This is a genomic window from Laedolimicola sp. (genome assembly GCF_051972735.1).
GTDB classification, from domain to species: Bacteria; Bacillota; Clostridia; order Lachnospirales; family Lachnospiraceae; genus Laedolimicola; species Laedolimicola intestinihominis.
Genome location: NZ_JBOKYU010000012.1, coordinates 16,288 through 29,143, shown reverse-complemented (window position 1 = coordinate 29,143; position 12,856 = coordinate 16,288). Strand labels below are relative to the sequence as shown.

Genomic DNA, 12,856 nt, shown 5'->3' with positions numbered 1-12,856 from the left:
ATTGATATCCAATGGGTTGTCTGTACTGGTGGTTGGTATCCTGACATTGTTTGTGTAAGAATACAGGTGTAAAACGAAATTTTCGAAATGTATTGGGAAATTATATAGGGGTGGAAGGGATCGTCATTTTCGGATGGCGGTCCTTTCTTATTGGAAATAAAAAGATAGCAGTCTGCGGGGCAGGCATTCAAATCTGGTATGCAAATGCGTTGGCAGATCGGGTGGAATGTGATAGAATATCATTGGGTATGCAACCTTGCTGAATGGCATCCAAAGCGGAGCGTGCATATCCGAAGGATATGGGAAAATAACCATAACTGTGAAAATTATGTATCAGGAAGGAAACGGACACCTTGTATAATTTATACGAAAAAATAAAAAACGGAGAAGACGTAAGACAGAGCCTGTCCACCATGCGGGGACTTCTGCGGGATAAGAAAGAAGGACCGGCGGCAGGTCTGTGGCTGGATGAGAAATTCGAGGAGGAGCCGGAATTCTGGCTGTCCCTTTTGAAATCCGAGGATCCTAAGATTCGGAAAAATGCGGCTCTGGTGCTGGGACTGCTGGGCAGAGACGAGTGCCGGGACGCGCTGCTTGCAGCCTATGAGAAGGAAGAACAGCGCTTTGTAAAGAGCGCCTATCTGCTGGCGCTTCAGGGCTGCGACTGCGAGGAGCAGCTGCCGTTTCTGAAAGAGCGCAGACGTATTCTGCTGGGAGAAAAGCGGACCGCAGAAAACGATAAGCATCTTCGCGAAGAGCTGGAAGCCCTGAACGGCCTGATTTCCGAATATCAGGCTGCGAAGAAGCGTCGGTTTACAGGCAAAAACGAACTGTCAGATGTGATCCTGACCACCTGGAAAGACTACCGGGATCTGACAACCCGTCAGATCACCTGCGGTGAAGTCACCATGATGGGATCCGGCATGCGGGTAAAAGACGGGGATCTCAGAGAACTTCTGTCCATCCGAACCTGGCGGGAGCTGCTGTTCTGCCTGGATATCGACGAGGTATCCCGGGAAAACGCCGCCAAAGAGCTGGCAGAATCCAATCTGCGGGAAGTCCTGAAGCGATACTACGAGGGCGGCGCTCCCTGGCAGTTCCGGATCGAATGCCGCAGCAAAATGAACCTGGAGGAGCGCAGCCGCTTTACCAAAAAACTGGCAGACGGCCTGATGCTGGAGACCGGCGGCACTATGTTGAACGATACGTCAGATTATGAGGTAGAGCTTCGCCTTAACGAGAAAAAATCCGGCGGATTCCTGCCCTTACTTAAATTCTCCGGCCTGCCGGATCGCCGCTTCGCCTACCGGAAACACAGCGTGGCAGCCTCCATGCAGCCTGCCCTGGCTGCCGTACTGGCAGAGCTGGCAAAACCTTACATGAAAGAAAATGCCCGGGTGCTGGATCCCTTCTGCGGCGTGGGTACCCTGCTCTTTGAGCGGAACTACGCAGTACACGCCGACACCCTCTATGGCACCGACATCTTTGGCCCGGCCATAAAAGCCGCCCGGGAAAACGCCGCCACAGCAGGCATCCCGGCTCATTTCATCAACAAAGACATGCGGGACTTCAGCCACGAATATAAATTCGATGAAATCATCACCGACATGCCCGGCGAAGGCAAAAACCGCACCGCCCACGATGTGGACTGTCTGTACCGCGCTCTGTTCGAGCGGGCAGAAGCACTGCTGAGGCCCGGCTCCATGATTTTTGTATACGCCCATGACCGGGGCTACGCAAAGCGCTGGATACGGGAGAACAAAGAGCTTAAGCTTGAAAAAGAGTGGCGGATCAGCGAGAAAGAGGACACCTGGTATCTGGCAGTCCGTTATGAAGGATAACTGGAAAAATGTGGAAGAACAAGAAACGAGAACAGACAGAGCATCCAGAACGCGGAACCGGGTGCAGCATCAGAAAACAGGGAATGCTGCTGGCATGCGCATTGCTGGGAATATTGCTGTGTGGGCCGCTTAGCGGCTGCGGGCAGGAAAAAGTGGCGGAGGCAGAAGCCTCAGAGAAGAAATCCGAAGCGATAGAACAGGAAAATCCAGATGCAGGAGAACAGATTTCACGTATCGGTCTGATATTGACCAGCCGGGACGATTCGGAGAATGAACAGGTACAGACAGACTTTGAGAATCTGGCGGAAGCTCTGGGCGCAGAACTTCATGTAAAGACGCCGGATGTATCCGCCGCAGAAGCAGACGAGGCCCGTGGGCTGGAGTATCGTACCTTTGCCCTCTGTGACGTAGATCCGATAGAGTATCAGATGCTGGCAGTCAACGAGCTGGTGGCCGAGGACGTAGACGTAATTGCGATTCACGCCAATCATGAAGAAGCGCTGGAAAGTGTTCTCTCAGCCGCACGCAGTGTCGGCGTCCGCGTGATAGCGTTTGAACAGCCGGTTACGGATGCAGGCTGCGATGTATATGCGGAGACATCGGAAGAGGCAGTGGCAGTAATAAAAAGTGAATAACGGACGGAAAACCGGAACCCAGCCCGGGAAATCTTTCTTTCGAGGTGTTCGGACGCTTCGCGGACAGCCGGACACCGTAGTGAAAGAAAGATTTCCCGGGCTGGGTCCCGGTTTTCCTGTTTTTAGAGATACCCGCAGGGTATTCCATGTATTGGTTCATTTCATGGTCAGAAAAAGAGGGGGCGGGAGACTTTGCTTACACATGACTGTCCGTGAAATGTCCGAACACGGTGTAAGCAAAGTCTCCCGCCCCCTTTTTTTCGTCCGTCTTATTATTCCAAATTCAAACTATTCTTCATAAAGTAGGCCGTCAGCCAATAACAAACCCCACCCTGCATCAGTGAAATCAAAGCCGAAATAACCGAACTAAGCCAGAAAGCCGTCGTATTAGACCAGCTGGCCGAAAACATATGAGCCGTGAACGACAGACCGGAAAACAGAGAAGTCCCAGTGGAATAGGTAGTAGCAGTAATTCCGGTCAGAATACCGGCAATTACGTTAGAAAGAATCGTAACGCCCACAAAAATACCGACAGAAGACAAAATTTTATGGGTATGAAAGCTATGTCCAATGGTAATACACATATAGTAAATCAGGATACTCGCCATTTCCGATAAAACAAAAAGCGGAATCCACACAAGCCCTGCAGCAACCGGAGATACCCCGAAATTGTCCCGAAAACTGATAAACAGAGTAGGGACCTCATCAAAGACCGCAGAGATCAGATCCTTGTTTAAAAACATCACCAGAATAGAAAGAATGAGAAGCACCGTATCGATGGCAATCCAGACAGTCGCCACGATCAGCTTTCCCCAGATCTGTTCATGGACAGATACCGGAAGCGTGTGCATCAGGTACCCTTCATCTGTGAACAGATTTTTTTGAAATCGCAGGATCGACAGATAAATGGAAGTAATCAGCGCGATGGCGACCAGCGCGATGACATAAAAAATAATCAGAGATGTGTCCGCAAAGGTCATCCAAACATTCCCGTCGTTGAAGCGCGGACGGTTCAGCGCCAGCTGAACATAAAAGCGGCCGAAAATCGTAATGGCAATGAGCCCCAGATGCAGCGGAATCATCAACCGGTTCACTGCCTTAAATTCGTATTTTATCAATTTTCCTAACATCTGAATACCTCCCTGAATAAAGTGTCCACCGATTTCCCTTCCTGCTCCCGGATAGCATCCACGGAAGTATGCAGGCGGATGTGGCCGTTCTGGATGAAAATCACGTCGTCCAGCACATTTTCAATATCGGAAATGAGGTGAGTCGAGATCAGAACCGACGCATTTTCATTATAATTGGAAATGATTGTCTGGAGAATATAGTCCCGGGCTGCCGGATCCACGCCGCCGATGGGCTCGTCCAGGCAGTACAGGTCAGCGTCCCGGCTCATAACCATGATGAGCTGCACCTTTTCCTTGGTACCCTTGGACATGGTGGACAGGCGGGCCGTCGGGTCGATGCCCAGACGCTGGAGCATATCTTCGGCGCGGTTCCGGCGGAAGTCCGCGTAGAAATCGCAGAAGAAGTCCAGAATGTCGTTGACTTTCATCCAGCTGTTGAAATACGTGCGTTCAGGCAGGTAAGAGACGACTTTTTTGGTGTCAGGGCCGGGCTCATTTCCATTGATGTACAGCTGTCCGGCGGTGGGAGCGAGCAGGCCGTTGATAAGCTTGATCAGGGTCGTCTTGCCGCTGCCGTTTGGTCCTAAGAGGCCGATGATGCGGCCCCGGGGTAAGGTCAGGTTCAGGTTGTCCAGGGCAGCCTTGGAGCCGTATTGCTTGGTGAGCCCTGTACAGGTTAAGAGTTCGTTCATTTACACTTCCTCCTTGCTTTCTTCGATGAGAAGCTGAATGCTTTCTTCTCTGGTGTATCCTAAGTGGGCCATGGCTTCCAGAAACTGCTGGATCAGGTCGTGGGCCAGCTGGTGTTTCAGATTTTGCATAATGGCGGTGTCCTCGGTGATGTATCTGCCGCTGGTGCGCTGAGTGTAGACCAGGCCGCTGCGTTCCAGCTCGGCCAGAGCTTTTTGCATGGTGTTGGGGTTGACGGCGGCTTCGGCGGCCAGTTCCCGCACGGATGGAAGCTTTTGGCCGGGCTTATAGATGCCGGCGATGATTTTGGATTTGATGATGTCTTCCAGCTGTAGGTAGATGGGACGGGTGTCATCAAGGATCCAGGGCATGGGATCACGCTCCTTTCACATGGTTACAGACAAATTGTATTACTTAATTAGTACAATAGAATATTCATGAAAAAATGTCAAGGATATAGAAAGAATCTTCAGGAAGTCTTAATAAATAGGGGGGACGAAAGGCCGGATCAAACGGTAACCCGGGCATCAAGCCCGTCAGGCTCGCTATCAGAGCAAGAGCAGAGATAACAAGAAACGTAATATCCTTTTTTATACCACCAAGCTCCCCAAAGGCCTCCAGCTTCTCCATAACAGCATTCATAATAACTTTAATACTCCTTTCTTATCATACAAGCACATATTACATATACCCCTATTGGTATATGGCTTATAACGACATACTATACCCATAGGGGTATAAAGCCAAGACACAAAATATAAAAAACTGCAATTCTCCGGCCCCTCTCTTCCGTCCGTCTTAGAATAAGTAAGCAGGAGATAAAAAATCCTTGACTTCAACCCTACTTTAAGGTTTAAAATAAAATCAGAGTAGGGTATTTTTATCCGAAAGCATTATTTTGCCAAAAGCATCTGTAAAAGGAGGATTTCAACATGTCAGATCAGAAAACACCCGGCACCGGCGGTGATCACTATATTTCCTATGAGGAGCGCACCGGCGGCGAATCCACCGTATACTTCACCAAAGACCTCTCCGCAGAAGGACTGCATAACATATTTCAGAAAGTAGGCGGCCACCTGACCGGAAAAGTGGCAGTAAAGCTGCACACCGGTGAAAAGCACGGCCCGAACATCATTCCGCGTCCGTGGGTAGAGTCCCTCATCAAAAACGATATCCCGAACGGCAATATCGTCGAGACTAACACCTACTACGAAGGCGACCGCTACACCACCGAAGCGCACCGGGAGACCCTGAAGGTCAACGGCTGGACCTTCTGCCCCGTAGACATCATGGACGAGGACGGCACAGCTTTGTTCCCGATTAAAGGCGGCAAATGGTTCAAAGAAATGTCCGTAGGTAAGAACCTGGCAAACTACGACTCCTTCCTGGCTCTGACCCATTTCAAAGGACATACCATGGGCGGCTTCGGCGGATCCAATAAGAACATCGGTATCGGCTGCGCAGACGGCCGCATCGGAAAAAAATGGATCCACACCGTAGAGGGATCCGACAACCAGTGGAGCATCGCCGAAGAAGAATTCATGGAGCGCATGACCGAGTCCACCAAATCTGTCTTTGATCATTTCGGCGATAAGATCGTATATATCAACGTCCTTCGCAACATGTCCGTATCCTGCGACTGCGAAGGCGTGGCAGCAGAGCCGGTAGTCACCCCGAACATCGGTATTGTAGCCTCCACTGACATTCTGGCCGTGGATCAGGCGTCCGTAGACCTGGTATACGCCCTGAGTGAGCATGACCATCACGCCCTGGTAGAGCGCATGGAGACCCGCCACGGCCTGCGCCAGCTCACCTACATGAAAGAGTTGGGTATGGGAAATGACAAGTATCATCTGCTGGATATTGATGAGAACGACAAGGAAATCAGCGTAAAAGAAGCGGTAAAGGATGTAAAGCCGTTCCACGCGGAATAACAGAAAAGCAGGTGGCGGAGATAGTGAAGACGCTGTGAAAACAGAATACAGAATGGCATCAAAAAAGGATCCTGTGGCAGGATCCTTTTTTGTAGAATGTGATTCGGAAAGAATTTTGCATAAGAACAGAATTTACAGTTGACATACCTAGAATTTCTAGGTAATATGGAAGCATAGAAAATCTAGGTATTATTTTGGAAACGAGAAAACGGAAAAGGAGGAATTTCCCATGGACAAGAAAATGATGGCGATCAGCACGTCCATGCTGGTGCTGAAGCTTCTGGAGGAGGGCGACCTGTACGGCTACCAGATGATCCGGCTTCTGGAAGAGCGGAGCGCTCGGGTCTTTTCCCTGAAGGAGGGAACCCTGTACCCGATTCTTCACAGCCTGGAGGAGCAGGGGGCGGTGGAGAGCTATGAGCAGTGCGCGGAAAATGGCCGGAAGCGGAAGTATTACCATCTGACGAAGGGCGGCGGAAAGTTATTGAAGTCCAAGCAGCAGGAATGGCAGGAGTACGAGCGGGCCGTCCGGAATGTGCTGAAGGGAGGCGTGGGCTTTGCGGGATAAGATGGATTTATTTTTGGAGACGGTGGATGAGCAGATTGCCTGCAGGCTCTGCCATGCGGAGATTAACGAGGAGCTGCGGGGGCACATTGAAGACAAGGCGGAGGACTACCGAGGATATGGGCTGTCGGAGGAAGAGGCCCTTGGCCGGGCCATCCGGGATATGGGCGAGCCGGATGTCATCGGCATGGAGTTAAACCGGCAGCATCGGATCCGGATGCCCTGGCCGCTGCTTGGAATTATCGGGCTTTTGCTGGTGATTGAATTGGGTGAACTGGTGGTGTTCGGGGGAAGTTGGAACAGTCTGTCGGATCTGGCTTACAGCCTTTCCGATGGAACCTGTTACATCTGGGGGCTTGGGCTCCTTCTGATGATGATGTATCAGGGTTATCCATTTTTGTTGAAACATGCGGGCGCAGTGGTGAAAACCATTGGAATTTTCTGCGGCGTGCTGGCAGCGGGCGGCTTTTGTCAGAGGCTGCTTGCAGGCTATGGCTCTGAAAATATGACGCTTTATCGGCTGTACAGCTCCGGTTTCCAGGTGCTGATTCTGGGACTTGGCGTCCCGGTGTCGGCAGTCTGGTTGTATCGAAGACGGGCGGGAGGCTGTCGAGCCATCGCGCTCCTTACCCTGGCGCAGGCCTTTTATCTGGCTGCCCTCCGTCTGTCCCGGGGTTTCCGACCCGGCGGCTCCTGGATTCCGGTGCTGTGCCTGCTTCTGACCTGTCTGGGAATCGAGCTCTACATGGCGGTCAAAGGCTGGTTTGGCGGGTCTGCCGGAAAGGCCATCGCGGCGGCTATCCTTGGCTTTGCGGTACTCCTGACCCTCTGGGCCGCGCCGGGAAGTCAGGCGCGGGAGCTCTGGAACCGCTGCATCCATCCAGAGGCCTACGCGGCTAACTCTACGGCCTGGGATGACAGTTATAATAACATGCTGATCCGGGAGCTTCTTAGCCGAGCGGAAAATTTTGGAGAGGTACAGCTTAGCAGAGAGGAGCTTTTGAATTACGGCACCGGCGAATGGTATTATGGGAAAAATGGGGCCGGACACTGGAAGGATCAGCGCATCGGCGAGACGTCCGGGGAGGACAGCCCATTTTCCAGCTTTGCGGCCTACCGGGAATATCGGCTTCAGTTTCTGGAGCATCCGACTCTGGAAAAAATTCTCCCGGATAAATACCAGAGCAATTACCGGGCTGCCTGGTGGGTACTCCATTACGGACGCATTCCGGCCGCCGCGCTGATGCTGCTCAGTGTCATCCTTCCGGCCGCCCTGCTCTTCCTGACCTTCCGTATCCGTAACCGCCTGGGCCGCACCATAGCTCTCTCCGGCAGCCTCCTCCTGACCCTGGAGACCGTCATCTACCTGATAGAAAACCGGGGTTACCAGTTCAGCCATTTCTCCAACCTCCCCTTCCTGGCCGAAGGCTGGAGCAGCATCACCATCACCGCGCTGGCGGCAGGAATGGTACTGTCCGTGTGGCGGTATGACCGGGTGGTGACGGAGAAGGAGAAAAATAAGAAGAAAGAGTGCGAGACCGTAGTGTCATAAAAACAGAGTCCCCTTGCAAGGCGTTTCACACACCCGGTAAGGGGACTTCCCATTTCTATTTCATATTCGCGAACCGTTCCACCGCCTTGGTGAAGCTCTCGATGGTCTTATCAGCGTCCCCATGCTGGATGCCGTCCCGGACGCAGTGCTGGATGTGGCCTTCCAGAATCACCTGACCGGCCTTGTGCAGGGCAGATTTGGCGGCGTTGATCTGGGAGAGAATGTCTTCACAGGGGATATCCTCGTCGATCATGCGGTCAATGGCCTGAACCTGGCCGATGATCTTTTTTAATCTGCGGTGCAGATTATCTGAATCCATGCATTGTTTCATAAAATGATACCTCCCGGAAAATTCATATGTTAGCCCAATTATAAAAGGAATCCATGGAACTGTCAAGCGAGCCGAAAGGAGCCAAAAAGGAACAGGACAGATAAAAACCAAAGGAAAATGCAGGCTGGAATAGATAAAATCAACTGTACAGACATTGTTCCCTGCGTTATAATACAGCATAACAGCACTCTGCGTCTCAGGTTTGGAGCCGACGCAGAGCAGATGAAAAATGTTAGCGTATAGAAACGGTAACAGAAAAGGACGAGGAGCAAAATTATGTACAAGGAAGTCGCAAAATTAATATTATACCGGGATCTGGGAGAAAACAGCATCCTCCGGAAACTGGCCGGTATTTTCGAGGATTATGAAAAGGATAACTGCAGCGCAGCAGAACTGACCACGCGGATCTACGAGCAGATGAAGGCGCTTCTGGATCTGTCTACCGTATACGGATTCGACGAGAATCTCTGGCACAATTACCTGACCTTTATTCTTCTGACCAACGAGAATTCCTTCAGTATGACCAGCGAGAAGGTGGGAGCCAACGACGGAACCGTCAACCATTTCGCAAAGGCGGATTTTAAGGTGTTCAAACACCTGTTTGACTTTGATTTTAGCACCATCGAGCGGGATCTGGAGATCGACTGCTTCAGCACCGTCTGCCACTATAAGGCCATCGGCAAAAAGGAACGGATGTACAATAAAAACGTCAGTGAAAAGGTACAGGCGGTGAGCCGTCAGATTGAGCAGGCAGAAGATGAAAATGAAATCTTCAAAATAATTACAGATTTTTACAAAGCCTACGGCGTAGGTATGTTCGGTCTGAATAAGGCCTTCCGCATCAAGGCGGTGACGAACGGCGTGGAATTCCTGCCGGTCAACAATACAGAGCAGGTGCTTTTGAAGGACCTGGTAGGCTATGAAATTCAGAAGAAAAAGTTGGTTGATAATACAGAGGCCTTTGTAAAAGGTCTTCCGGCCAATAATGTACTGCTGTTCGGAGACGCCGGTACCGGCAAATCCACCAGCATCAAGGCCATTCTGAACGAGTATTACGATCAGGGCCTGCGTATGATTGAGATTTACAAGCATCAGTTCCAGGATCTGTCCAGCGTCATTGCCCAGATCAAGAACCGGAACTACCGCTTTATCATTTACATGGACGATCTGTCCTTCGAGGAGTTTGAGATCGAGTACAAGTTCCTGAAGGCGGTCATCGAGGGAGGTATGGAAACCAAGCCGGATAATGTGCTGATCTACGCCACCTCCAACCGCCGCCACCTGATCCGGGAGACCTGGGGCGACCGGAGCGACATGGAGCAGGACGAGGGCATGCACCGGTCCGACACCATGCAGGAGAAGCTGTCCCTGGTGGCCCGTTTCGGCGTGACCATCAATTTCTCCAAGCCAACTCAGAAGGAATACTTCCAGATCGTCACGGAGCTTGCGAAGCGCTACCCAGAGATTACCCTGACCGACGCAGAGCTTTGCGCCGAGGCCAATAAGTGGGAGCTGAGCCACGGCGGTATATCCGGCAGAACGGCCCAGCAGTTTATCAATTATCTGGCAGGAAAATCGGAGAACGCGTAAACCCAGAAGCGTAGATTGCGGAAATATAAGGACAGAAAAATAGGAAATATGTAGCAGGAGGTGCGAAAATGCATCTCCTGTTTTTACGTGAGCAACGAGCAAAATTCACGAAGCGTATTTTATCTCGTTGTTACCGTCGTGTCAACCTCCGCTCCGCCACATTTAACCCCTGATACAGCCCCATGGCCAGCCCGCACAGGATGACGATGGACATCAGCACCAGATCCAGCTGAAACACCTGGCTGCCATAGATAATCAGATACCCAAGCCCCCGGCGGCTGCCGATAAATTCTCCGATGATGACGCCCACCAGGCAAAGTCCGATATTGACCTTCATGGTATTCAGAAAAATGGGGACGGAGCCGGGCAGCACCACCTTCCAGAGCACGTCGCCCCGATCTCCGCCCAGTGTGTAGATAAGCTTGATTTTCTCCGCTGAAATCTGCTGAAAGCCTGTGTACAGAGTCAGAATGCTGCCAAAGACTGCCACGGAGATTCCGGCCACAATGATGGTCCGTATATTGGCGCCCAGCCAGACGATGAGAAGCGGGGCCAGGGCGGATTTTGGCAGACTGTTTAAGACCACCAGATAAGGCTCCAGAGTGCGGGACAGCCCCGGCGACAGCCAGAGCAGCACGGCGGTCAGAAGACTTAAGAGAAAGACCAGCAGAAAGCTCACCAGCGTCTCCAGAAGCGTCACGCCCACATGGAGAAATATGGAGCCGTCCCGGCCCATGGAGAGAAAAGTGCGGATCACCCGGGTGGGACTGCTGAAAATAAAGGCGTCGATGAGGTGCATCCTCGTGCTGGCCTCCCATAAAACCAGAAAGCCAAGGAAAATGAGAAGCCTTGCCAGCCGCACCCGGTTCCGGAGCCGGGTCTGGTTTTTCAGAAAATTCTGCTGGGCCAGGGAGCAATTTGCAAGATCAGGCATGGTCGTTCAGCTCCTTCCAGATGGTGTTGAAATAATCCTTGAATTCCGGCGCGCTGCGGGAACGCATGGGCGTGCGGTTAGCCAAATCAAACTTGACAGGCACCCGTTTCCGGATGCGCCCGGGCCGCGCGGAGAGCACTAGCACCTCGTCGGCCATACTGATGGCCTCCGACAGATCGTGGGTCACAAGAACCGCCGTCTTCTCCTCCTTTTTAATAATCTCATAGATATCGTCGCAGACCGTCAGCCGGGTCTGATAATCCAGCGCTGAAAATGGTTCGTCGAGAAGCAGCAGGTCGGGCTCCAGAGCCAGAGTGCGGATCAGCGCTGCCCTTTGCCGCATGCCGCCGGAGAGCTGGGAGGGGTGGGCGTTCCGAAAACTGGACAGGCCGTAGGAGTCCAGCATGTGATCGACTTTTTGAAGCTTTTCGGGCGTTTTTTGATGCTGAATTTCCAGGCCCAGCAGCACATTGGTGTAGACGGTACGCCACTCAAAGAGGTGATCCCTCTGAAGCATATAGCCGATGTTGGCTCGGGCCTCCCGGACCGGCAGGCCGTGGAGCAGGATACGTCCCTCCTCCGGCAGAAGGAGGCCGGAAATCAGCGAGAGCAGCGTGGATTTTCCACAGCCGCTGGGTCCCACGATGGCCAGAAAATGCCCGGCCTCAAGTGTAAAAGAAATATCGGAAAGAGCCGGAGTTTCGCCCTCCGCTTGATGGTAGGCGAAGCCGACATGCTCCAGCGTAAGCAGCGGATTCATAGGCAAGCCTCCTGATACTATATAGTTAGTTTATGGAAAAATAAAGAAGGGTGTGACTGAAACAAGAAAGAACCATTTACATCATGGTTGATCAAAGCTCAACCATGATGCAAATATGATGCAGATATGATACACTCTATCATATAGAAGGAGAGAGTAAAATGCTGCAAATCTTAGTGGTGGAGGACGAACAATCTATTTCCAATCTGATAAAGATCAATCTGACCAGGGCCGGGTATGCCTGCGACTGCGCCTACGACGGGCTGGCGGCGGTGGATATGCTGGATAAAAAGCCCTACGATCTGGTGCTTCTGGATATCATGCTGCCCGGGGCAGACGGCTACGAGATCATGGATTATATCGCGCCCCTGGAGATCCCGGTGATTTTTCTGACGGCGAAGGCGAGCGTGGCGGATCGGGTGAAGGGACTCCGCATGGGGGCGGACGATTACCTGACCAAGCCCTTTGAAATCATCGAGCTTCTGGCCCGGGTGGAATCGGTGCTGCGGCGCTACCACAAGACCGAACAGGTTCTGACTGAGGGCGACCTGGTCGTCGATACGGCTTCCCGGACGGTCACAAAGAAGGGCGAGACCATCAGCCTTACGAAAAAGGAATTTGACCTGCTCCTGCTCTTTGTACGTAATAAAAATATCGCCCTTTACCGGGAGACCATCTACGAGCGCATCTGGGGCGGCGAATACATGGGCGACAGTCGGACCGTGGATCTGCATGTGCAGCGGATGCGGAAAAAAGCGGGCCTGGAGGAGCAGATTCAGACCGTGTACAGAGTAGGATACCGCTATTGCCCGTAATCAGTACGGGGAATCAAGCTATCTGCGGCAACTGGTTCAGAATATAGACTGTCCGGAGGCAGAACGCAGAGTATAAAAA

General features: G+C 52.0%; 14 protein-coding genes. 7 read left to right on the top strand and 7 right to left on the bottom strand.

From position 1 onward, the window contains the following. Positions 1-353: 353 nt before the first annotated feature. On the top strand, positions 354-1,841 hold the full coding sequence (locus ACTRC3_RS04785) for a methyltransferase domain-containing protein (RefSeq protein WP_440321943.1): 1,488 nt from the start codon (positions 354-356) through the stop codon (positions 1,839-1,841). An 8-nt stretch (positions 1,842-1,849) separates the two neighbouring features. Then, positions 1,850-2,476, top strand: coding sequence for a substrate-binding domain-containing protein (locus ACTRC3_RS04780; protein ID WP_440321941.1), 627 nt, complete (start codon positions 1,850-1,852; stop codon positions 2,474-2,476). 272 nt (positions 2,477-2,748) lie between these two features. On the opposite strand, the gene ACTRC3_RS04775 is transcribed toward ACTRC3_RS04780, so the two are convergent. The 4 genes from ACTRC3_RS04775 to ACTRC3_RS04760 form a co-directional block, all read right to left on the bottom strand. Further along, positions 2,749-3,606, bottom strand: coding sequence for a hypothetical protein (locus ACTRC3_RS04775; protein ID WP_440321939.1), 858 nt, complete (start codon positions 3,604-3,606; stop codon positions 2,749-2,751). Further along, positions 3,600-4,298 (bottom strand): ATP-binding cassette domain-containing protein, encoded by a 699-nt coding sequence (locus ACTRC3_RS04770; protein WP_178038548.1) that lies wholly within the window; start codon positions 4,296-4,298, stop codon positions 3,600-3,602. The genes ACTRC3_RS04775 and ACTRC3_RS04770 overlap by 7 nt, the downstream gene beginning before the upstream one ends. After that, positions 4,299-4,667 (bottom strand): GntR family transcriptional regulator, encoded by a 369-nt coding sequence (locus ACTRC3_RS04765; protein ID WP_349163652.1) that lies wholly within the window; start codon positions 4,665-4,667, stop codon positions 4,299-4,301. It lies immediately after the preceding gene. 64 nt (positions 4,668-4,731) lie between these two features. Then, positions 4,732-4,938 (bottom strand): hypothetical protein, encoded by a 207-nt coding sequence (locus ACTRC3_RS04760; RefSeq protein ID WP_440321937.1) that lies wholly within the window; start codon positions 4,936-4,938, stop codon positions 4,732-4,734. 290 nt (positions 4,939-5,228) lie between these two features. On the opposite strand from ACTRC3_RS04760, the gene ACTRC3_RS04755 reads away from it, so the two are divergent. The 3 genes from ACTRC3_RS04755 (at position 5,229) to ACTRC3_RS04745 (ending at position 8,347) form a co-directional block, all read left to right on the top strand. Then, positions 5,229-6,230 carry a DUF362 domain-containing protein gene (locus ACTRC3_RS04755; protein WP_349163651.1) on the top strand — a complete coding sequence of 334 codons (1,002 nt, stop codon included), beginning with the start codon at positions 5,229-5,231 and terminating at the stop codon, positions 6,228-6,230. 229 nt (positions 6,231-6,459) lie between these two features. Continuing rightward, positions 6,460-6,798, top strand: a complete 339-nt coding sequence (locus ACTRC3_RS04750; protein WP_440321934.1) for a PadR family transcriptional regulator — start codon at positions 6,460-6,462, stop codon at positions 6,796-6,798. Beyond that, the gene (locus tag ACTRC3_RS04745; protein WP_440321933.1) at positions 6,788-8,347 is read left to right on the top strand and encodes a permease prefix domain 1-containing protein; all 1,560 of its coding nucleotides are present in this window, start codon (positions 6,788-6,790) and stop codon (positions 8,345-8,347) included. The genes ACTRC3_RS04750 and ACTRC3_RS04745 overlap by 11 nt, the downstream gene beginning before the upstream one ends. A 55-nt stretch (positions 8,348-8,402) precedes the next feature. Here the strand turns inward: ACTRC3_RS04745 and ACTRC3_RS04740 are convergent, their stop codons facing one another. Further along, on the bottom strand, positions 8,403-8,678 hold the full coding sequence (locus tag ACTRC3_RS04740; protein WP_178038542.1) for a metal-sensing transcriptional repressor: 276 nt from the start codon (positions 8,676-8,678) through the stop codon (positions 8,403-8,405). Positions 8,679-8,954: 276 nt separating this feature from the next. On the opposite strand from ACTRC3_RS04740, the gene ACTRC3_RS04735 reads away from it, so the two are divergent. Then, entirely contained in the window at positions 8,955-10,268 is a 1,314-nt protein-coding gene (locus ACTRC3_RS04735) for an ATP-binding protein (protein WP_440321930.1), read from the top strand. A gap of 130 nt (positions 10,269-10,398) precedes the next feature. Here the strand turns inward: ACTRC3_RS04735 and ACTRC3_RS04730 are convergent, their stop codons facing one another. Beyond that, a complete protein-coding gene (locus ACTRC3_RS04730) occupies positions 10,399-11,202 on the bottom strand; it encodes an ABC transporter permease (protein WP_440321928.1) in 804 nt (267 codons plus the stop codon). Next, positions 11,195-11,962, bottom strand: a complete 768-nt coding sequence (locus tag ACTRC3_RS04725) for an ABC transporter ATP-binding protein (RefSeq protein WP_440321927.1) — start codon at positions 11,960-11,962, stop codon at positions 11,195-11,197. The genes ACTRC3_RS04730 and ACTRC3_RS04725 overlap by 8 nt, the downstream gene beginning before the upstream one ends. A gap of 161 nt (positions 11,963-12,123) precedes the next feature. Between ACTRC3_RS04725 and ACTRC3_RS04720 the strand changes: the two genes are divergently transcribed. Then, a complete protein-coding gene (locus tag ACTRC3_RS04720) occupies positions 12,124-12,777 on the top strand; it encodes a response regulator transcription factor (RefSeq protein WP_158363326.1) in 654 nt (217 codons plus the stop codon). Positions 12,778-12,856: the final 79 nt, after the last annotated feature.

Coding starts and splice junctions, on each gene's coding strand:
- ACTRC3_RS04780 (WP_440321941.1), top strand. CDS start 1,850: ATGTGGAAGAACAAGAAACGAGAACAGACAGAGCATCCAGAACGCGGA.
- ACTRC3_RS04775 (WP_440321939.1), bottom strand. CDS start 3,606: ATGTTAGGAAAATTGATAAAATACGAATTTAAGGCAGTGAACCGGTTG.
- ACTRC3_RS04770 (WP_178038548.1), bottom strand. CDS start 4,298: ATGAACGAACTCTTAACCTGTACAGGGCTCACCAAGCAATACGGCTCC.
- ACTRC3_RS04765 (WP_349163652.1), bottom strand. CDS start 4,667: ATGCCCTGGATCCTTGATGACACCCGTCCCATCTACCTACAGCTGGAA.
- ACTRC3_RS04760 (WP_440321937.1), bottom strand. CDS start 4,938: ATGAATGCTGTTATGGAGAAGCTGGAGGCCTTTGGGGAGCTTGGTGGT.
- ACTRC3_RS04755 (WP_349163651.1), top strand. CDS start 5,229: ATGTCAGATCAGAAAACACCCGGCACCGGCGGTGATCACTATATTTCC.
- ACTRC3_RS04750 (WP_440321934.1), top strand. CDS start 6,460: ATGGACAAGAAAATGATGGCGATCAGCACGTCCATGCTGGTGCTGAAG.
- ACTRC3_RS04740 (WP_178038542.1), bottom strand. CDS start 8,678: ATGAAACAATGCATGGATTCAGATAATCTGCACCGCAGATTAAAAAAG.
- ACTRC3_RS04735 (WP_440321930.1), top strand. CDS start 8,955: ATGTACAAGGAAGTCGCAAAATTAATATTATACCGGGATCTGGGAGAA.
- ACTRC3_RS04730 (WP_440321928.1), bottom strand. CDS start 11,202: ATGCCTGATCTTGCAAATTGCTCCCTGGCCCAGCAGAATTTTCTGAAA.
- ACTRC3_RS04725 (WP_440321927.1), bottom strand. CDS start 11,962: ATGAATCCGCTGCTTACGCTGGAGCATGTCGGCTTCGCCTACCATCAA.
- ACTRC3_RS04720 (WP_158363326.1), top strand. CDS start 12,124: ATGCTGCAAATCTTAGTGGTGGAGGACGAACAATCTATTTCCAATCTG.